Raw genomic sequence first — 20,506 nt, 5'->3', positions numbered from 1 at the left:
ATATGTATTTTCAATATTATATCCATAACCGTTTCAGAAAGCCATACAATTTTCACAATTTTTCATACTTTTTACACAGGACTTAACACCTAATACAATATTTCATTTAAAAATAAAAAACACTTACACAAAAAGCCAAATTAAACTATAATGATTTACGCCGCATAAATAGTTTACGATATGTAAACCATTCAAGCGCACATTTTATTGTTAGAGATATTACTTATATGTAAGGATAAGGAGCGATCATTTTGGCTAATCAACTACGTACTTCTTCTAAACTTCCTCTATTTATTTTAATGCTTAACTTATTTATCGCCTTGTTAGGTCAAGGTATGGTTATCCCTATTTTGCCTGATTACCTGAAACAATTTAATGCGGCAGGTACCGCAGCAGGGTATTTAGTGGCGGCCTTTGGTGCTGCTCAGTTTATTTTTTCACCGATTGGTGGACGGCTATCAGATCAATGGGGACGTAAAGGGATGATAATGTCAGGTTTATTTCTGACTGTAATTTCGGATCTTATGTTTGCAGCATTACATACTTTACCCCTTCTTTACTTAGCACGTTTTATTGGTGGAATTGGTCTTGGTCTCATGGTGCCATCCGTCATGGCCTATGTTGCCGATATAACTACCCCCGTTACACGAGCAAAAGGAATGGGTTACATTAATGCCGCGATGAATTTAGGGATGGTATTAGGTCCAGGGCTTGGCGGGATTATCGCCCAATATGGCATTAGAACGCCATATTACTTCGCTTCTGGCTTAGGTCTTATTGCAGCCGTATTTTCTATCCTTTTGCCAGAAACGTTAAAAAAGAAAGAAAAGCAACAACTACCAGCTACAACACAGCAACGTGAACCGATCAAGCGTAAAATTAAAAAGTCATTTCAAACCCCTTATTTCCGTTATTTATTACTCACTTTAATTTCAACCTTTGGACTCGTTAACTACGAAACTGTGTTTTCCTTATTCGTAGAACAAAAATACAATTTTGATGCAAGCAAAATATCAATTATCATTATGCTTGGAGCCGTTATTGGGATCGTTGTGCAAGTGTGGTTACTGGATAAAATCATTAAGAAGCTTGGAGAGAATGCAATCCTATGGAGTTCTTTAATTATGATTGGTGTTGCCTTTTTACTGATGCTGATCAAAATTAACTTTGCTTATCTTTTGCTTGTTTCATCTATCTTTTTTATTTTCAACGCTTTTCTTCGGCCTACGGTAAGTACTAGCATTGCGAACTTGGCTGGGGAAGAACAAGGCTACGCTTCTGGCTTAAGCGCTACTTATATGAGTGTGGGTACAATTTTGGGACCCATTATTGCAGGATGGTTGTTTGACAAAAATTTAAATTCACCTTATATTTTTGGTGCTATTATCGTTGTATTAACTCCATTTTTAACATTATGGAACAGAAAGGGTACAAAATCTATGAAAGCACAGGTCCTTGATCATGACTGAAAGTTGGCACCAAGGTGTAAAAAATAAACATAGACAGCAATACATCGATGCGGGTAAAGCCTTTTTTGCGTCTCATGGCTTGATGAATGTAAGCATTAAGGATATATGTGAGCATGCAGGTGTAAGTCGTGTTACATTTTATAAGCATTTTGAATCCATTCATGAGCTTATATTTGAGGTTCAGATTGTGTTACTTCAAGACATGTTTCAATTTATAAGTACAACTGGAGCACAAAAAATTGAGCCAAATGGGCTACAGAAACTTAAGACATTACTTGAAGCATGGCTACATTACGCAGAAGAACATCCAAGTCATATTAGATTGATTTTGATGTTTGACTTACATTATGGACAAAATAGCCAAAATGAAGTGTCGCAGGAGCTGGAGCAATATTTTAGAGATTTTATTGATATGCAAAAGAATGAAAATTTCCTTATTAAGCCCATTGAGCAAGGTATAAGGGATGGCTCAATTCAAGCAGGAATAGAAGCTAGGACATCTGCCCTGTTCATCTTTACAAGCATGATGGGGTTACTATCCAGACTCAGTTTATTCCCCGTAGATGATCAAAATAATGATATGGGGCAACAGTTTATAGACATGTTGATTAAGCATATTAGTTGCCACGAATAACTATTCAAATTAAATTAAAGAAAGTATACAGCAAGAGTGTGACCTCTCTATGTTCTAACTTTACAGAAATAAAAAATTGGAAGCGAGTTAGCGCTTCCAATTTTAATAATGTCTATTACTTCTGATGGAACTGAGGCAAGTAATCACGATGTGCTTCTAGCATTTCATCTAGTAGCGCCTTAGCAGTATCTCCACTTTGTACAAGTGGATTTAAGGTAAAGGCTTGTAATGCTGTCGCATAGTCCCCTGTAACTGCTGCTTCAATCGTTAACTCCTCCATTGCCTTCATCACCTGTAGTAAACCACGGTGTGCAGGTGGGAAGGAACCAAAATGGATAGGCTCTGCGCCATGTGCAGTAATCAAGCTAGTCACTTCGACTGCACTTTCATTGGATAGATCATTGATTGCGCCCTTGTTCCGTGTGCTCACAACCATCTGCGTGCCTTTGTTATTGTAAATGGAATTAATGATTTCACATGCAGCATCACTATAATAAGCTCCACCACGTTGCTCTAATTCTTTTGGCTTATAATCTAAATTAGGATCCTTGTATAGTTCAAACAAGCTTTCCTCTAAGCGTTTCACCACTTGAGCTCTTGTCCCCTCTGTCTTCAGCTCATGTTGTTCTTCCTTCAACATATCATCCGTCATATAATAGTAGCGATGGTATGGACAAGGGATCATGTCTAATTGCACGATTTGCTCATATATAAATCGCATATTTTTAATATTTTCAACCATTTTCTCTGGCTTTGCATCAGGTCCATAGGTCTTATCGATTGCTTCTCTAGTTAAATCCTTCCCGTCACGATCGTAAATTTTATGCCAGTGCAGGTGATTGATACCCGCAAATTTGAAAAACAGATCCTCTTCCTGCTTCTCTAAAATAGCAGACTCTGTTTTGACAGCCATAATAGGCACGTTACATAAACCAATAACTTTTTCCCATTCCCCATAACGAAGCACAGCTTCCGTAACCATTCCGGCTGGATTCGTAAAGTTAATGAGCCATGCGTTTGGACATAACTCCTTCATATCCTCCACAATGCTTAAAATAACAGGAATCGTTCGAAATGCTTTAAACATTCCACCTGCTCCATTGGTCTCTTGACCGATCATCCCGTATTTAAGAGGGATCATTTCATCCTTCATACGTGCTTCCATCAGCCCAACTCGGAACTGAGTGGTTACAAAATCAGCATCCTTAAGCGCTTCCCGACGATCTAATGTTAAATGAACCTCGCAGTCGATACCTGCAGCCTTTACCATTCGCTTCGCCATCGCACCTACGATCTCAAGTTTTTCTTTGCCTGCCTCAATATCCACAAGCCATAATTCCTTAATCGGCAATTCATGATGCCGTTTTATAAAACCCTCAACAAGTTCAGGGGTATAACTAGATCCTCCGCCAATCGTTACGACTTTCAATCCCTTTTTCATGACAAATCCTCCTAATTAGCAGTTATTTTTGTTTCTAAATTAACTGTAATTTATGTAACGCATTACATGTCAAACCTTTTTATTATTTCTTTCTTTAACAAAGGTTGTTGCCCTCCTTCTGGATTTCATGCATATTTATTATTTATTTTTAACATAAAGGATCATTCTCTACTAAGATAGATAATGATCCTTTATGTTATAATTTTTAATGAAGCACTTCTCGAATCTATGATTAGTTAAAGAACAAACGCACGATTCTTTCTTTATAATTTGCGAATAAGTATCTATAAACATTACTAAGCCAATCTTAAGCGCAATATGTGATAATAAGATCAGAGCAATTCAAAATACAATAGGTAAAATTAAACCTGCGCTCCAAGAGTCACTTCAGATGGTTTTTTCCAAAATATCGCTAATACGAATCCAAAAGCGATTGTAATCGCCGCTAAATAAAATGGATATGCAATCTCAATATCAAATAAGATCCCACAAATAATTGGGGCTATGACATTGGCTAAGGAGGTAAAGAATGAATTCATTCCTCCTACAAACCCTTGGTCTGGTCCAGCTATACTTGCTAAATACGTGGTAACGGCTGGTCGAACCAGATCAAAGAAGATGAACGCCAACATCGTTGAAATAATTACAATTGCATAGCTATTTAAAAACGGAAAAACTGCTGCATTTATTGCTGAAAATAACAACATATATCGGATAAGTTTAATCTCACCTAACCAACGTGTTAATCGTTCAAATAAGGCAATCTGAATGATTGCACCAATAATTGCGCCACCCGTAATTGAGATTGCAATATCTCTCGGAGAAAAGCCTAATTTTTTATCTACAAATACTCCGTAAAATGTTTCAAAGCTCATTAATCCAAAATTGGAAATGAAAATAACAATAAACGCCATTAAAAACATCGGCACTAAAAGTTTACGAATATTCCCCTTATTTTTGACCATTGCGAATTCTTCTGCTTCATGTCTTTTAGGCTCACGTAAAATAATCCATGAAATAATACCCGATAGAATACCTAACGCTCCTGCGACATAAAACGGTGTCCGAATACCGAAGTCCGCTAAAAAACCTCCGACACCTGGGCCAATAATAAAACCTGTACTAATTGCTGCCGACATATATCCGTATGCTTTCGGCCTAGTTTCGTTTGTAGTGATATCAGCAATAAAAGCAGATACCGCTGGCATAATACATGCTGCACTAATCCCCCCTAAAGCTCTTGAAATGAATAGTACAATAACTTCATTACCCATGGCGAATAATAGTTCAGAAATCCCGAATATAAACAGACCCATCACAATCATTATTTTCCTACCAAAGTGATCTGTCGCTTTTCCAGTAAGAGGTGAAGCCAATAATTGAGTTAAAGCAAACATAGCTGTCAGAAAACCAACAGTTTTTCCATCAATGTTTAATTCGTGCATTAATTTTGGAAAGACTGGTAGAACTAATCCTATTCCCATAAATGCGATGAACAAACTTCCTAGTAAGATGGATAACACTATTTTTGTATTCCTATCCAAAAAAATTCCTCCTTTAAAATACCTATTTGACACTCTAAAGGTTATAGTTAGTGTAAAGTCAAGGGATAATTTTGAATTTTAATTTTCAACTCAATATCAAAACATGAAGCGTTCTTCATTTTAAAATTCAACGGATAAAAATATTCATAAACAGGGGATGTTACTTTTAAATGATGATTTTTTACATAGTGTCTCAACTTGTTATACATCTCTATAAAATTATCTGAATGTATTGCAAATGAGATCACAGCATAAGCACCAGCTTCTAATGTAATTCGCTCTATATTACTAGGTAAATATTTTTCCTCAATCTCAGTCGTGACAGGTATAAAAATGCTATCATATTTAATTGCTTCATAGGAATGAAACGATGAAAATGAGAAAATCCCACCGAATATAGTTTGTTTGTTGAACCGCTCATGGGTTTGAACTATATTATTCAAAAGCTGACTCCACACTTCGATTTCAGAAGGCTCCGTAATCATTATTTTCAGAAAATGTTGCTCCTCAAATGTCTTTATATATACCTCTTTATTTGTAGACCCTACGAATTGCTGTGTGAAATTTTGCTTCATGATCTGTAAATTCTTCTGAACTTCATTGATTTGTCTTATCTTTTCCTCAAGCACATCTTCTTGCTTTTTTAAAAATTGAAGTAGCTGCTCTGGTGAGTAGGTCTGTACTTCTTCTATTTGATTTAGAGGCACACCTAGAAATTTAAATGCTTTGATTAAATTAGCGTCTAACATTTGACTCACATTGTAGTATCGATAATTCGTTTCTGGATCGACCTTTTCCGGTTTTAGTACACCATTCTGATCGTAAAAATGGAGTGTTCGACTCGGAAGCTCCGTTAATTTTGAAAATTCTCCGATGGTTAAATATTTTCGTAACATATATTACAAATTCCCCTTTATTTTTGAGTATTAGTTCATTTTTATCAAAATAAAAGCCGCTATATCATAGCGACTGTTATTGGTAGTATAATAGGTGCTTGATTTTATATATTGGAACGTACTTATTTCCATGTGATTTTGTATTCATTAATTTTTTTATCCATATTGAATTCCATGTGTGTATTCAGGAACAGAGCATTTAATTCCTCTGTCCTTTTTCTTCGGTCCTTTTCATAATAGTAAAATGCATCCCGGTAATCATGATCTCTTAAATTTTTTGCTAAGACCATGGCATCTTCAAGGCTGTATGAAGCTCCTTGACCTACAAAAGGATTAGCTGTATGCACAGCATCCCCAACCAGAACAACGCGCCCTTTTGACCACGTAGGTAAATTCTTTACTTCGTGAATACTTCTTGCGAAAATCTGCTCTGTGTTTTCAACAATTTTAAACAGATTGTTTGTGACCTTCCATTCTTTCATCATTTTATTTAATAACTCTCTGATCGTTTGTGTGGAGGCTTTTTCAAAGTCTTTTGTTGGTAGTTTCTCAGGAGCTATTGAAAATGCTTGCCATAAGATATTTATCTTGTTTGTAGGGTGCGCTTGCCCAAACACAAAGGACAGATTCTCGTCGTAGTACAAATAACCACTTGATTCATCCCATTCGAAATCATCAACATACGATACACCCTGCAGTCCCCACATACCGCTATAATCCAATTTAGCGTCAGATGCTACGGCTTCTCTCGTTTTAGAAAAGGTTCCATCTGCTCCAACAACAATATCACCTTTGACAGAGGTTCCATCTTCAAAAAATGCTTCAACCGATTTTGAACTATGATTTACTGAAATCAACTTTTTATTATACTTGATTTCGATTCCTTGATGCTGAGCTTCCTCCAAGAGGACTTTAACAATGTTGGATCTCATGACATTGATCATTGGGGATTTATAGTGCTTTTCATTGTAATTATTTGTTATTGATTCAACTTCATTTTCACTATTTATTTGATAAATACTTTTTATAATCGTTGAATTTGAAAGGACTTTGTCTTTACAACCGATCTCAGCTAAAACATTTACACCGTTTGGAGTAAGTAAAAAACCAGCCCCCTTTTCTAATTCAGCTGTTCTTTCTTCATAAATGGCGCTTTCAATTCCTGCCTTTCTCAAAAATAAAGCTGTGGCTATCCCGGCTACACCACTTCCGATAATAATGACATGATTGTGATTCATTATTTCGCCTCCTTTATTTTGCAGACAGACCGTTCGGTCTAATTATAATACAAAAAAATTAAACATCAATTTTTTATTTTTGAAGGACTTTTTTTACTTTACGCCCCTCAAGAAAATATCTATGGCTTTTTTGTTATAATTATTCTCTTGTACTTCAACATCATCACTATAATGTTTATAGTCATTACTTATAAATAACAAGGACATAAGAAAATATCCTAACAATTTTGGATCTTCATCTGGATTAATTTGTTTTACCGCCTGACATTCTTTAATAATACTAACAAAAAAATCAAAATATAATTTGTCTATCTCCTTGATTTTTTCCGTGATCTCGTCTGATTTAAATGCACTACTGTAGAACTCTGCGGTTGTTTTATGATAATAAAGGTTTCCTCTAGACTTGGCTATATAATCTGCAAGAACATATAAAATATGATTGGAATCAGCCTGTGTATTTTCAACTTCCTGTTTCCAATCTTCTAGCCATTGATTAGCATCCTCTTCAAGGATGAAAACAAAGAGATTTTCTTTATTTTTAAAGTGATGATATAAATTACCCTTACTGGATTCCGAAGCTTCAATAATTTGGTTCATTGAAGTTTCAGAAAACCCTCTGGTGTGAAATAAATTCCGGGCTGCTGTTATGATTTTTTTCTTCTGTTCGCTCATCGTAATACTCCTTATGTTTATTAACAATTATTATAGTAGTATAATGCGGAGTTATTATCAAAAGTTCATTTAGAGTATAAGTAGAAAAAAGCAAAACCAAGACAGGTTACTATTGCTACCTGCCTAAGGTTTTGCCTATGAATTAAATTATAATTTCTTGGTAACTCCTATAAGATTTGCACCATTGGTTCTGATCACTTCTTTATACCAATGGAAGGACTTTTTCTTATACCTCTCCAGTGTTCCGGAACCATCATCGTTACGATCTACATAGATGAAGCCATAACGTTTCTTCATCTCTGCTGTAGACGCACTTACGAGATCAATACAGCCCCAAGACGTATATCCCATAACTTCTACACCATCCTCTAGAGCTTCTCCAACCTGTACCAAATGGTCATTCATGTATTGAATACGGTAATCATCTTTGACAGTCTTATTACCGTCTTCATCCGTAATTAGCTGATCGATCGCACCTAGGCCATTCTCGACAATAAACAATGGTTTTTGATAACGATCCCAATATTTGTTGAGAGTTAAGCGCAAGCCTTGAGGGTCGATCTGCCAACCCCATTCACTCGCTTTCAAATATGGGTTCTCGATACCTGCAAACAGATTCCCTTGAGTCTCCTTACCCTTCTCTGGATCGCCACTCTTACAAATACTTGAATAATAACTGAATGAGATAAAATCTACGGTATGTTTAAGAATTTCCTCATCCCCATCCTCAAACTTAATATTGATGTTTTTGGCTTTGAAATAACGATTCATGTATTTCGGATAATAGCCACGTGCATGAATATCCGCAAAAAGATCATTTTGCTGCTCTGCTTGCATCGCCGCAACAACATCGTCTGGATTTGGCGTGAGCGGATATGTTGGCATGCTCAGCACCATGCAGCCAATCTTCGCATCTGGCATAATCTCATGGCCCAGTTTAACCGCAAGGGCACTTGCAACAAGTTCATGATGGACAGCTTGATATAAGTCTTGGTCGGAAAGTTCTTCTTTTGGTGTATATATACCACCACTCATGAATGGTTCTTCCACAATAGAGTTGATCTCATTAAACGTCAGCCAGTACTTGACTTTACCTTTATAACGATGAAATAGCACCGTAACATAACGTTCGTAGAACTCAATCATTTTACGATTTACCCATCCATCATACGTTTTGGACAGATGCAACGGCGTCTCGTAGTGCGAAATCGTCACGAGCGGTTCAATACCGTATTTATGGCATTCGTCAAACAGATCATCATAAAATTGCAGACCTTTCTCGTTTGGCTCCAGTTCGTCTCCTTTGGGAAAAATACGAGACCAGGCTATGGATGTGCGGAACACTTTAAAGCCCATTTCGGCAAACAGTTTAACATCCTCTTTATATCGGTTATAAAAGTCAATACCAATCAATTTCAGATTATCCTCGGTGGGACCTTCTGTTCTTGGTGTTGTAACCCCATTTGGCGTTACATCCTGTACTGACAAACCTTTGCCATCGACATTATAAGCTCCCTCAAGCTGGTTAGCTGCTACTGCACCGCCCCACAGGAAGTCCTTCGGAAATGGTGACGCCATATTCATCTATCCTCTCATCATTAATTAGTGTTACATACTTAAATCTTGACCATTTGACTTAATCACTTTTTTGTACCATTCAAAAGATTTTTTCTTCGAACGCTTCAGTGTTCCTTTACCTTGATTATCTCGATCTACATAGATGAATCCGTATCTTTTTTTCATTTCACCTGTACTTGCACTTACAATATCAATGGGTCCCCAAACGGTGTAGCCAAGCAAATCTACGCCATCGTACTCTACAGCATCTCGCATTGCACGAATATGCTCACTTAGATATGAAATTCTGTAATCGTCTTCTACATAACCATTCTCATCAGGAACATCTACAGCCCCTAAGCCGTTTTCAACAATGAATAAAGGTTTCTGATAACGGTCATATATATTATTCATTGTAATTCGTAATCCTAACGGATCAATTTGCCAACCCCAATCACTAGACTTTAAATACGGGTTCGGCAAACTTGGAAATAGATTTCCTCCTATTGTATCCGTGAGTGTCGGATCAGCACTGACTACGCTGGAGGAGTAATACGAGAATCCTATGAAATCAACGGTGTGTTGTTTCAATAACTCTCGATCACCTTCTTTGAATGGTAGAACAATATTTTTTCGTTCCAGTTCTTTAAGGGTGTATGCCGGGTATTCACCCCTAACCTGAACATCAATGAAAAAATAGCTCTGGTTTTCAACCTGTTTTGCTTTCCATACATCTTTTGGATCACATGTTCTGGCATATGGGGCAATGCTAGCTAGCATACATCCCACCATATTTTCAGAGTCTATTTCATGGGCAATTTTTGTAGCTAACGCGCTGGCCACCAACTCATGATGACTGGCTGTAAATTTCACTAATTCCGCATCTTCGTGTTCTTCTATGAACAATCCGGATGATAAAAATGGAGCTTCCAAAACCATGTTAATTTCATTAAACGTAATCCAGTATTTCACTAAGCCCTTATAACGTTTAAAGATCACCCTACATAATCTTTCATAGAAATCAATCATTTTTCGGTTACGCCAAGAACCATATTCCTTAACAAGGTGCATGGGAACATCAAAATGGGAAATGGTCACCAGAGGATTAATATTATACTTTTGACACTCTTTAAATACGTCTTCGTAAAACTGGAGTCCAGCTTCATTTGGCTCCAGCTCATCCCCATTAGGGAATATACGGCTCCAAGCAATTGACAGCCGATATACGTTAAATCCCATTTCTGCAAACAATGCGATGTCTTCTTTGTAATAGTGATACATGTCGATTGCTGCTTTGCCAGGGTAAAAATAGTTCTCGTCAAAATCAAACATCTTCGTTTTACCCATAAGAACACCGTCACGGATATCACCTGTCGGACATAAATCAACATTTGCTATGCCTCTTCCGTCCACATTGTAAGCTCCTTCAGATTGATTAGCTGAAGTTGCCCCGCCCCACAAAAATCCATCTTTGAAGCCCATTTCTCTCATCTCCTGCTAAGATAAAATTGTTAAATCAAACCTGTAAGCAAAACATCCCCCGCGTTTACTTGTTTTCCTTTGGTCTCAATAATCTCAAGATAACTATCTGTATTTGTAACAATCATTGGCGTTTCAACCGAATATCCTTCTCTCTCAATTTCGGCAATATTAAATTCAGCCAATTTCTGTCCTTGTTTAACAACGTCTCCTTCTTGTACGAAGGTCTCGAAATATTTACCTTTCAGACGAACCGTGTTAAATCCGATATGAATAAGGACTTCCATTCCTTCATCTGACACTAATCCAAAAGCATGTTTTGTAGGAAACAATGTAACAACCTTCCCATCAAAAGGTGCAAATAGTTCCCCGGTCACAGGCTTAATCGCGATTCCTCTGCCCAAAAGTTCTTGCGAAAACGCCTCGTCTTGAACCTCTTTAATAGGAATGACTTCTCCGTTCATAGGACTTTGCATCGTATGTTTTTTCTCAGATTTCAACTCTGGTTTGGATTCTGGTATAGATGGTACTTCTATCGTTTTGTCAGAGCTTGGCTTGGATTTATCATCTTTGAACAAGAAAAGTGTTAGTACAAACGAAGCTACCATAGCAAAAACAACACCAATAATACCAATCATGAGATTCGCGATTCCTGGGTTCGCCGGATCAAACATGGTCATAAATTCAAATATGCCCAGTCCTCCAAATGTAAACTCTCTGAAGTTATAGAAGCCGTAAAAACCGCCAGCAATACCTGAAACAATACAGCTCATGATAAACAATTTTTTTCGCGGAAGGGTAATTCCATAAACAATAGGCTCTGTTATACCAAATAGAGCGGATACAGCTGCCGGTATGCCGAGTGCCTTTAAATTTTTATCCTTTGTTTTAAGGATGATGGCAAGAGTAATAGCCATTTGAGAAAACGTGGTGGCAAAAGCCATAGTTAATATGTTGTCAAAACCCAAGCTTGTGATGTTGTTAATATAGACGGGGATAATTCCCCAATGCAGGCCAAATACCATAAGAATCTGCCATAGGGATGCCAGTAGAAATCCAGCTACTAATGGGCTCGCATCTCGAACAGCAAATATTCCCTGTGCTATAAGCTCTGATCCGTAGTTTGCCAAAGGACCTATCAGTAAAAAACCTAAGGTTAAAGAAATAAAGACCGTGAGCATCGGTACAATAAAGAACTTGATTAAACTTGGAATAATCTTGTCCAACACACGCTGCACTTTTGATGCAAAATATACGACGATGATGACTGGAAGTACAGTTGATGTATAGTTCATACCAATCAACGGAATACCAAACACATCCAAATAGACAGGAGAGCTTATAATTGAACCGCTAAACAATGTATACAGTGGCTCTTTTGTTGCTGCCAAGGTATTCAACTGAATAGCAGGGTAACACATGGCCAGTCCAATGAGAATCCCAGTAAAAGGCTGTACTTTAAATTTATTAGCAGATGTGTATCCTAAAAACACAGGAAGAAACATAAACAATGCATCTCCCATAGCATTGATGATCATGTACGCTCCGCTATCAGCTGTATAAAGCCCCATCGCGTTAAACAAAATATTAAAACCTTTTAGCATACCTGCCGCACACAGAATACCCAAAATCGGCTGAAATAAGTTTGACACGACATCAATAAAGGCATCAAAGGGTTTTTTCTTTTTGATCTCCTTATCTGTTATTGGGGTAGTTGGTTTTTCCCCCACTTTAGTTAGTTGGGTAACTTCTGAGTACACCTCGGAAACATGATTGCCGATTACAACCTGATACTGCCCACCAGAACGCATGACGGATACGATGCCATCCATTTGCTTCAATACTTCATCGTTGGGTAAGGAATCATCCCTTAGTTGAAATCTCAACCGGGTCATGCAATGAGTGAGATCACGAACATTTTCAGCCCCCCCCACTGTCTTTACAATTTCCTCGGCCAACTGTTGATATTTTCTCATTTTATTTTCCTCCAAATTTAGCTAAAACAGCTTAGTGAAGGGTTTGGCCAACTTAATGTCACCATCCTGCGTTGCAAGAAACCTCACCTCCTTCAATGAAAACTGCTATGAATTTGTTTTGTGCACAACACGTTGGATGTGAACCGTTAGATACAATTTCTCTTCGTTTGTTAAGTTATACTGGTAGTTGTTCTTAATATAAGTTTCGATTTTTCCCACACACTGGTAAGAATTCGGGTGTTTCTCTTTGATCACATCTAATAGATCTGTATCACTCTCACTCTCATGCAAGTTTCCACTGATTAATCGCTGAGCAAAAAACTTTAAATGAGTGACAAATCTAAAAAATGCTACGGATTGTTCATCAAACTCCATTTGAAAAAAATATCTAACTATATCACTGATCTCTTGAATGATTTTGGTCACTCTGTAAATGTCTTGAGTTTCTTTTGGAGTCTCGGCGTTGACAATATGCAATGCAAGAAAACCTGCTTCATCTTCAGGAAATTGAATATCGAAAGATTCCTTGATGAATTGAAGCGCCTTCAAACCAATCTGAAATTCGTCTGCATAAAATCGTTTAATATCCCAAAGCAAAGCATTTCTAAGCGATATTCCTTCTTTATATCGACTTATAGTCGAGAAAATATGGTCACTGAGCGATATATATATACTCTCATTGAGTTTTTTACCTAACGTCAGCTTGGCATAATTTATAATTTGGTCCGCCACTTCAAAATAATCGATAGGAATTTCGGACAGGAGTTCCTGGAATTTCACGAAGGCATCCTTATTAGAAAGTGAATAGATTTTATCTATACTTTGCTGATCCAGACTATCGCCAACCTTCTTCTGGTAAGCAATCCCTTTGCCCATTACAATAATTTCTTGACCCATTTTGTCGTGAGTAACTGCCACATTATTGTTCAAAATTTTGAGGATATTCATCTCATTCCCCCCTATTTTCCAAATAAAAAAGACCTGTCTGCACATCAAAAATAAACGCCACTATGGCGTAAATTAATTTTGATGTGCAAGCAGGTCTAGCTTGTAATTAAACAATCACTATCCATAACTTACACTTCCATTGTAATCGTGACCTTGTGTTTTAGCAATAGTGTTTTTTATACTAGTTTTTTCATTTTATCTACGTTTTATACGTCACTACCTTATTCAGAATAATACGTCATTTACATATTGCATATAACTTAAATCTATATTAGGATTAAAAAATCTAACTAACGTTAGTTAGATTTTAAAAATTTTTATAAACAGAAGGAGAGTTAATATGGCTTGGCTTTATCTTATTATTGGGGGACTTTTAGAGGTTGGTTGGGCGTTAGGTCTGTCGTATTCGGATGGATTCACTAAAATAGGCATGGTTATACCAACCTTAATACTGATGGTACTAAGTTTTTTTTGCTTCTCCAAGGCCTTAAATGTTTTGCCCGTATCCACAGCTTATGCAGTTTTCACAGGGTTTGGTGCATTTGGAACCGCAGCAGTTGGAATGCTGTTCCTTGGAGATGAAGTGAGTGTACTTAAAATTTTCTTTGTCATTACATTGATCACTTGCATTATGGGTTTAAAATTTATATCTAATAAGCCTGAAAGAGAGGAAGTTAATTAATATGAGTTGGTTTTTTTTGGTGTTTGCAGGCTTGATGGAAGTGGGAGGAGTAATAAGCTTAAAATTCACAGAGGGCTTCTCAAAACTGAAGCCAACCATCCTCTTTATTATTTTTATGCTATCCAGTTTCATCTTTCTATCCGTGTCTTTAAAAGAAGTGCCTCTTAGTATCGGTTACGGCATATGGACTGGTATTGGTGCTTCAGGAAGTGTGCTCTTAGGAATGTTTGTTTTCAAAGAGCCTAGAAACATTAGCAAGCTAATCATGGTTGGTGGTATAATTGTAAGTATTGTGGGCTTAAAACTAGTCTGAGGTGGAGAATTTTTTTGAATAAAGGTGAAGTAACAAGAAATAAAATTATAACAAATGCTCTTCATTTATTCGCAACAAAGGGTTATGAACAAACCTCCATGAGGGAAATTGCCATTGAAGTGGACATCAAAGCTCCTTCACTATACGCCTATTGTTCCAGTAAAGAAGAATTGTTTGGAATTGTATGTGACTATGTTACTAATGACTATTTGAATTTTGTACGTAATCAATCAAATGAAATTTCGAGTTTTTCCGTAGAAAAGAAGTTATACACGCTAATGAGATCATTGAATGAATATGTCTACGAGAATGATCTTGGACACTTTATCAATAGATATTTTCTTTTCCCTCCAGATCCATTTAGGGGGACATTTGTTCAACTCTACAAACAAACTGAAGAGGAAATTAAAAAAATTATCGAAAAAGCTATAGACAGTCAACCAGAGAGATTTATACCTGTTAATACAGTTATCGCTTCATTTATGTGTGTTATAGATGGAATGATCTTTCAGATGTTAAACTTTTCTCAAGATGAGTATGAAAACAAATTAGAAGAAACTTGGAAAGTATTTTGGAGAGGAATCCAGAAATAAATAGAACTTGCATGATCTTTATCTGATACATCTATCATAGTTGTTTTAAAGTAGTATAGGGACAGCTTGCAGCAGTCTCTATACTACTTTGTTTTTCATCTATACACTGTTTACTATTTATTCCACTAAATATTACAAACACTAAAATCCTTTGATCAGTTGAAAGAATACATCACTGTGATAATATATGTTCATCACTAATTGTGTAAAAACAAAAGTACATGAATACGTTACCTTAATTCGAATTAAATTTTATAAGCCTTCATTGCCTTGCGTAATTCCTTAAAGCTTGGGCGTTTACCATACAGCAACACACCAGTACGATAAATTTTAGCAGACAACCAACCAAAGAAGAAAATGGAAACGACAAGGATAACTAGAGATACAATGATCTCCCATGGTGCAATATCACCAAGTCCAATCCGTACTAAGTTACTCGTAGGTGAAATAAATGGAATGTATGTGCTGACTTTAAGTAACATAGAGTTTGGTGCAGTGATACTAAACATTCCGATATAAAATGCGGCTAAGGACAACATCGTAATTGGCATAATTGCTTGCCCTAACTCTTCTGTACGACTTACCATGGAACCAATCGCTGCAAATAATGTTGCGTAAAGGAAGTAGCCTAAAATATAGAATAGCAAGCCTAACCAAATTACAGCGGCATTGAGCTGTGATAAATCTAGATTAAAACTAGCTAATACAGCCGAATTATGTGGTAGCATAATATTTAGTGCGATTACGCCAATAAAGATACCAATCTGTAAAATACCAAGTAAGAACATAGCAATAATTTTACCAAACATTTGCGATAATGGAGATACACTTGTAATTAGAATTTCCATAATACGCGAGCTTTTTTCTGCTGTAACCTCTGCGGCAATCATATTTCCAGTCATCATACTCGTCATGAAAAACAAGAATAATAACAAATATACCGCGACATAATTCATTACATTTTGCTTCTCAGATCCATCACTACCTGCTTGGTCTGCCCCTGGCTCTTGGAGCTTTAATGCTTCAATTTTAACTGGAGTGTTTAGCTGAGCAATCTGCTCACTACTTAACGACCCTTTTGTAATATATTGTGTTTTTACATTTTCAAGTGCAGCTTGTAACACCACCTGCAAATTGTTGCCAATCGAGCTATCTTCTGAGGTATAATTCACAACTGGAAAACCAGACGCATCTGCTTCACCAAATGTTAGGTAACCTTTAATTTTCTCATCTTTGATCTGCTGCTGTAAATCCTCTTTACTTGTTTTTTCTTTAATATCAACAAAGGAATAACCTTCTAATGCTTGCTGATCAGTATATGCCTTGAAGCTAGTCGCAATTTCTGGCTGGTTTTCGTATACGATACCAATGACTGTTTTGTCTGAATCACTACCCGATGAAAATTTATCAATGAAATAAGGAACATTAAGTCCAATTGAGACTAAAAGTGCAAATATTAACGTAGTAATCACAAATGACTTCGTTCTAACCTTGTTCATAAAAGTAAACTTAATTACAGTTCCCATTCTATTCATTAGATTCACCGACCTCTTTAATAAAGATTTGATTTAATGTTGGTTCTTTAATTTCAAAATGCTCTACTTGCGTCACAGACATTGCCTTTTGAAGAATTTGTTGCGCAGCAGCCACCTCAGAGATCCGAATCGAATATCCTCTTTCTTGACGCTCAACCGCAGTCACACCTGGAATTTCTGATAAACCGTCGACCTCAGAGCTTGTATATAAAATGACCTCTTCCCTCGGGTAACGTTGTTTGATTTCCTTAATGCTTCCTTGGATTACTGTGTTAGAGGCATGAAGGATGGTAATATGACGACACAATTCCTCTACATGCTCCATCCGGTGTGTAGAAAACAAAATACTTGTACCTGCATCCCGCAGTTCCTTCACCGTTGCTTTTAATAGTTCAACATTAACGGGATCAAGTCCACTAAATGCCTCGTCCAAAATAACAATAGATGGCTTATGCACAACCGCAGCAATAAAGCCCATTTTTTGCTGATTTCCTTTGGATAGCTCTTCAATTTTTTTATCGTAATACTCTGGTACTTCAAAGCGATCTAACCAATATCGCAAGCTTTTGTCTGCATCTGCCGTAGACATACCTCTTAGGTTCGCCAAATACTTAATTTGCTCACTTACCTTCACCTTAGGGTATAATCCACGTTCCTCTGGTAAGTACCCCGTCATTTTTTGTAATTCCTTGTTGTATGGCTTACCATGATACAATATTTCACCAGCATCAGGATAAATGAGACCTAACACCATACGCATCGTTGTTGTTTTACCAGCACCATTTGCGCCTAATAAACCATAAATTTCTCCTTGCTCCACTTGTAACGAAATTTCATTTACTGCTCGCTTCGATCCAAACTCCTTCACAACCTGATTCAAAACTAATGGCTTCGTCATGTTTTCTCCCTCTTTCTACTGTCAATAATTTATTTTCAAGGCTGCTGCCCATCGATCCATAGCTTCAAAACCTCTTCAATGTCTAAGCTTTCCTGCTTCATAATTTGTCCATCCTGCAGCTTAGGCAACAGTGACTGTAGCTCAGACTCACGAACCGTCACCTTATGAAGCCCAGCACCCTCCTCTTCGTATAACTGAATCCCAGCTTGCTGAAGCTGTTCACCAGTCATCCCTTTTACCCATACTCGTTGCCATACACCATATAAAGTATCTTTTTCAACTCTACCTAATGCACGTCCCTGATGGACTAACACAATATAATCAGCTAGTCGCTTAATTTCCTCAACGATATGTGTTGATAAAATAATACTTAATTCCTCTTGCTCCATTGCATTTTGGAGCACCTTTAACATCTCTCGCCAAGCAAACGGATCAAGTCCTGATGTTGGTTCATCCAATATTAATAGCTTAGGACGTGCAGCTAATGCACAAATGATTTCAAATTTACGTCTTTCCCCTTTAGAGATTCGGTTTAGTTTCTCGTGCAAAGGGACTTCAAATTGCTTAATCAGAACTTGGAAGCGTTGCTGATCCCATAAAGGATACAATTGAGCACGGAATTGTTCCACTTCTGCGCCAGTCATGTAGTCCTCCTCAGAGCAAGGTAACTCAGAAATATAGCAAATTTGACGTCTAACCTCGATAGACAGTTGCTCTGGTGGGTTTCCAAACCAAGAAATCGTACCTTCATTAGGCAAAATACATTGCATCATCATTTGCAAAATCGTACTTTTCCCAGCTCCATTTGAACCTACTAATGCAGTAACATATCCTGCAGGAAAATGTAGATTAATTGGGCCTATCTGTTTCCCTCGTCCATATTTAACAACATCCTTAAATTCAATAACTAACGACTCTGGCAAGCTTCTCCCTCCCTTTGCTTACGTATTTTTTTATTTATATTTTCTATTTATAATTTCCATAAACAATGCTTTGAGCTCTTCGGCTGAATATTGAAGTGACTTTCCCTTATCGACAGCAAGCTCTAATGCCTCATTCACGGCAACGCGTTTATATTCATCTCGTTCCTCATTACCCACCTTGGCTACAAATGTACCTGTTCCTTGCTTCGTGCGTAACAAGCCTTCGTTTTCTAAATCCTGATACACACGGCGGACTGTAATGACACTGCAACTCAAGCTACCTGCAAACTCTCTGATGGAAGGCAATAAGGTGCCTTCTTCAATCTGGCCACTTACAATTAGGGAGCGTAGCTGTGCTTCGATCTGGGCATATAATGGCTCAGTGCTGTGTTCATTTATTTGAATGGGAATCCACACCTCTCTTATTTCACCTCCGCCACGACAACTTTGATATCTGTTTATCTGTTCTGACCTGTACATTTATTGTCATTGTCTTAAATCTCTTATTTGTAGCTTATTTCTCACAATTCTGAGCATGATGCTTAAAAATATTACACCTACAACGATCATACTCCACATGTAAGTGGAACCCGCTCCTTGCGTTTTAACAGATTGAATCACGGCTGTTGTTAAGTGAAAGTCCAGTAAATTAAAAGTAACAACTAGTGCTGTCGTGAAAAGGAGGATTAAAAAAGTCAACCATAAATATTTACGACCACTAAATAACAATTCGAAATAAATGTAAAACCCATTTATAAATAGTGCAAAACCACTCCATGTAAGTATAAACAAGAACATCTGTCCAATATTTAACTCAGTGTGAAGATATGAAGAACTAATATATAAGGTTGTGTATAAAATTAGGCCATTTCCTACTAAGGAGCTCACTAATTGGATCAACCGACTTTTCATTATCGTATCAATTGGAATTGGAAGCGTACGATAATACCATAACATCTTGGTGTAGGAGTCATCGCGAATATAGTGAAACGATCGTCTTGAAAAGTAAAACCCGGACATCGGTATAAGCACCATCAGCATAAAGTCTGAAAAAGGACTTAAAATCTCAAACGCCTTTGTTTGACCATCTAACATAATGCCAACCATCACACCTGTATATATCATAAAAACTAAGCTCCATATGAGATACAAACGGTCTGTAATTACATCCCGCTTAAATATAAACCAACCTTGCTTCCAACCATTCAATATAAATCAGCCCCCATTTCAAGGATGAATATCACTGTGCTTACTGTATATATCTTTATACACAGTATATACACAGCTAATCACACCGTCAAGTATTTTTTGACTCATTTGACAATTGAACTAAACCGTGTAGAATAATATAAAATTCAAAAATAATATCGTTAATATTAATGAACAGAACAGTAGTTGCTGGAGCCTGACATGACAGCGAGCCGGGTTGGTGTAAGCCGGTATGGAGGTTAGCAATGAAACGGGTCTGGGAAATGGTGTGCTTAAACTTGAAAGCGGAAGCTCAAGAAGTAGGCATATCCGGCAAAACGCCGTTATCAGAATACGAGAGATTAAGCTTAATCTGACATTACATCTTAACGATGCGTAATTACAGATTAAATCAGTTGGAATATAGGTAGATTCCAAGCTTAATACTTAGAGTGGTACCGCGGGAACCTTATGCTCTCGTCTCTAAAATATTTATTTTAGGGGCGAGGGCTTTTTTGCG

Annotated in this window: 19 protein-coding genes and 1 other annotated feature; of the genes, 5 read left to right on the top strand and 14 right to left on the bottom strand. The window is 37.1% G+C overall.

What is annotated here, in order from left to right; translation table 11 throughout:
• Window positions 1-299 precede the first annotated feature (299 nt).
• Window positions 300-1,469: an MFS transporter gene (locus J2Z32_RS17625; RefSeq protein WP_210090514.1), complete on the top strand. Its 1,170-nt coding sequence runs from the start codon at window positions 300-302 to the stop codon at window positions 1,467-1,469.
• Window positions 1,462-2,103, top strand: coding sequence for a TetR/AcrR family transcriptional regulator (locus tag J2Z32_RS17620; protein ID WP_210090503.1), 642 nt, complete (start codon window positions 1,462-1,464; stop codon window positions 2,101-2,103). The genes J2Z32_RS17625 and J2Z32_RS17620 overlap by 8 nt, the downstream gene beginning before the upstream one ends.
• 115 nt (window positions 2,104-2,218) lie before the next feature.
• Here J2Z32_RS17620 and J2Z32_RS17615 read toward each other — a convergent pair whose 3' ends face one another.
• The 9 genes from J2Z32_RS17615 to licT all read right to left on the bottom strand — a co-directional run bounded on the left by J2Z32_RS17615 (window position 2,219) and on the right by licT (window position 13,854).
• Window positions 2,219-3,544 carry a 6-phospho-beta-glucosidase gene (locus J2Z32_RS17615; protein WP_210090502.1) on the bottom strand — a complete coding sequence of 442 codons (1,326 nt, stop codon included), beginning with the start codon at window positions 3,542-3,544 and terminating at the stop codon, window positions 2,219-2,221.
• 362 nt (window positions 3,545-3,906) lie between these two features.
• Window positions 3,907-5,028, bottom strand: a complete 1,122-nt coding sequence (locus J2Z32_RS17610; RefSeq protein ID WP_245251578.1) for an MFS transporter — start codon at window positions 5,026-5,028, stop codon at window positions 3,907-3,909.
• Between the two features lie 107 nt (window positions 5,029-5,135).
• Window positions 5,136-5,984, bottom strand: a complete 849-nt coding sequence (locus J2Z32_RS17605; protein WP_210090500.1) for a MerR family transcriptional regulator — start codon at window positions 5,982-5,984, stop codon at window positions 5,136-5,138.
• A 122-nt stretch (window positions 5,985-6,106) separates the two neighbouring features.
• Entirely contained in the window at window positions 6,107-7,222 is a 1,116-nt protein-coding gene (locus tag J2Z32_RS17600; RefSeq protein WP_210090499.1) for an FAD-dependent oxidoreductase, read from the bottom strand.
• 93 nt (window positions 7,223-7,315) lie between these two features.
• On the bottom strand, window positions 7,316-7,894 hold the full coding sequence (locus tag J2Z32_RS17595; RefSeq protein ID WP_210090498.1) for a TetR/AcrR family transcriptional regulator: 579 nt from the start codon (window positions 7,892-7,894) through the stop codon (window positions 7,316-7,318).
• 147 nt (window positions 7,895-8,041) lie between these two features.
• Window positions 8,042-9,472 (bottom strand): glycoside hydrolase family 1 protein, encoded by a 1,431-nt coding sequence (locus J2Z32_RS17590; protein ID WP_210090497.1) that lies wholly within the window; start codon window positions 9,470-9,472, stop codon window positions 8,042-8,044.
• 30 nt (window positions 9,473-9,502) lie between these two features.
• Window positions 9,503-10,933, bottom strand: a complete 1,431-nt coding sequence (locus tag J2Z32_RS17585; RefSeq protein WP_210090496.1) for a 6-phospho-beta-glucosidase — start codon at window positions 10,931-10,933, stop codon at window positions 9,503-9,505.
• 29 nt (window positions 10,934-10,962) lie between these two features.
• Window positions 10,963-12,906 carry a beta-glucoside-specific PTS transporter subunit IIABC gene (locus tag J2Z32_RS17580; protein WP_210090495.1) on the bottom strand — a complete coding sequence of 648 codons (1,944 nt, stop codon included), beginning with the start codon at window positions 12,904-12,906 and terminating at the stop codon, window positions 10,963-10,965.
• 105 nt (window positions 12,907-13,011) lie between these two features.
• Window positions 13,012-13,854, bottom strand: coding sequence for a BglG family transcription antiterminator LicT (licT, locus tag J2Z32_RS17575; RefSeq protein WP_210090494.1), 843 nt, complete (start codon window positions 13,852-13,854; stop codon window positions 13,012-13,014).
• A 340-nt stretch (window positions 13,855-14,194) separates the two neighbouring features.
• Here licT and J2Z32_RS17570 point away from each other — a divergent pair, with 340 nt between their 5' ends.
• From J2Z32_RS17570 to J2Z32_RS17560, 3 genes are read left to right on the top strand one after another with little or no spacing between them, the layout of a single operon-like run.
• Window positions 14,195-14,536, top strand: coding sequence for a DMT family transporter (locus tag J2Z32_RS17570; protein ID WP_210090493.1), 342 nt, complete (start codon window positions 14,195-14,197; stop codon window positions 14,534-14,536).
• 1 nt (window position 14,537) lies between these two features.
• A complete protein-coding gene (locus tag J2Z32_RS17565) occupies window positions 14,538-14,849 on the top strand; it encodes a DMT family transporter (protein ID WP_210090492.1) in 312 nt (103 codons plus the stop codon).
• A 14-nt stretch (window positions 14,850-14,863) separates the two neighbouring features.
• Window positions 14,864-15,442: a TetR/AcrR family transcriptional regulator gene (locus J2Z32_RS17560; protein WP_210090491.1), complete on the top strand. Its 579-nt coding sequence runs from the start codon at window positions 14,864-14,866 to the stop codon at window positions 15,440-15,442.
• A gap of 245 nt (window positions 15,443-15,687) precedes the next feature.
• On the opposite strand, the gene J2Z32_RS17555 is transcribed toward J2Z32_RS17560, so the two are convergent.
• From J2Z32_RS17555 to J2Z32_RS17535, 5 genes are all read right to left on the bottom strand, one after another.
• Entirely contained in the window at window positions 15,688-16,977 is a 1,290-nt protein-coding gene (locus J2Z32_RS17555; RefSeq protein WP_210090490.1) for an ABC transporter permease, read from the bottom strand.
• The gene (locus J2Z32_RS17550) at window positions 16,970-17,875 is read right to left on the bottom strand and encodes an ABC transporter ATP-binding protein (protein WP_210090489.1); all 906 of its coding nucleotides are present in this window, start codon (window positions 17,873-17,875) and stop codon (window positions 16,970-16,972) included. The genes J2Z32_RS17555 and J2Z32_RS17550 overlap by 8 nt, the downstream gene beginning before the upstream one ends.
• Window positions 17,876-17,910: 35 nt before the next feature.
• On the bottom strand, window positions 17,911-18,798 hold the full coding sequence (locus J2Z32_RS17545; RefSeq protein ID WP_210090488.1) for an ABC transporter ATP-binding protein: 888 nt from the start codon (window positions 18,796-18,798) through the stop codon (window positions 17,911-17,913).
• Window positions 18,799-18,828: 30 nt separating this feature from the next.
• Window positions 18,829-19,215, bottom strand: coding sequence for a GntR family transcriptional regulator (locus tag J2Z32_RS17540; RefSeq protein ID WP_210090487.1), 387 nt, complete (start codon window positions 19,213-19,215; stop codon window positions 18,829-18,831).
• Between the two features lie 69 nt (window positions 19,216-19,284).
• Window positions 19,285-20,007, bottom strand: coding sequence for a hypothetical protein (locus tag J2Z32_RS17535; RefSeq protein ID WP_210090486.1), 723 nt, complete (start codon window positions 20,005-20,007; stop codon window positions 19,285-19,287).
• 161 nt (window positions 20,008-20,168) lie between these two features.
• Window positions 20,169-20,474, top strand: a binding site (T-box leader).
• The last annotated feature ends 32 nt before the right edge of the window (window positions 20,475-20,506 follow it).

The organism is Paenibacillus turicensis (assembly GCF_017873435.1).
Classification (GTDB): domain Bacteria; phylum Bacillota; class Bacilli; order Paenibacillales; family Paenibacillaceae; genus Fontibacillus; species Fontibacillus turicensis.
The sequence above is the reverse complement of the archived record's forward strand: the minus strand, read 5'-3'. Positions and strand labels throughout refer to the sequence as shown.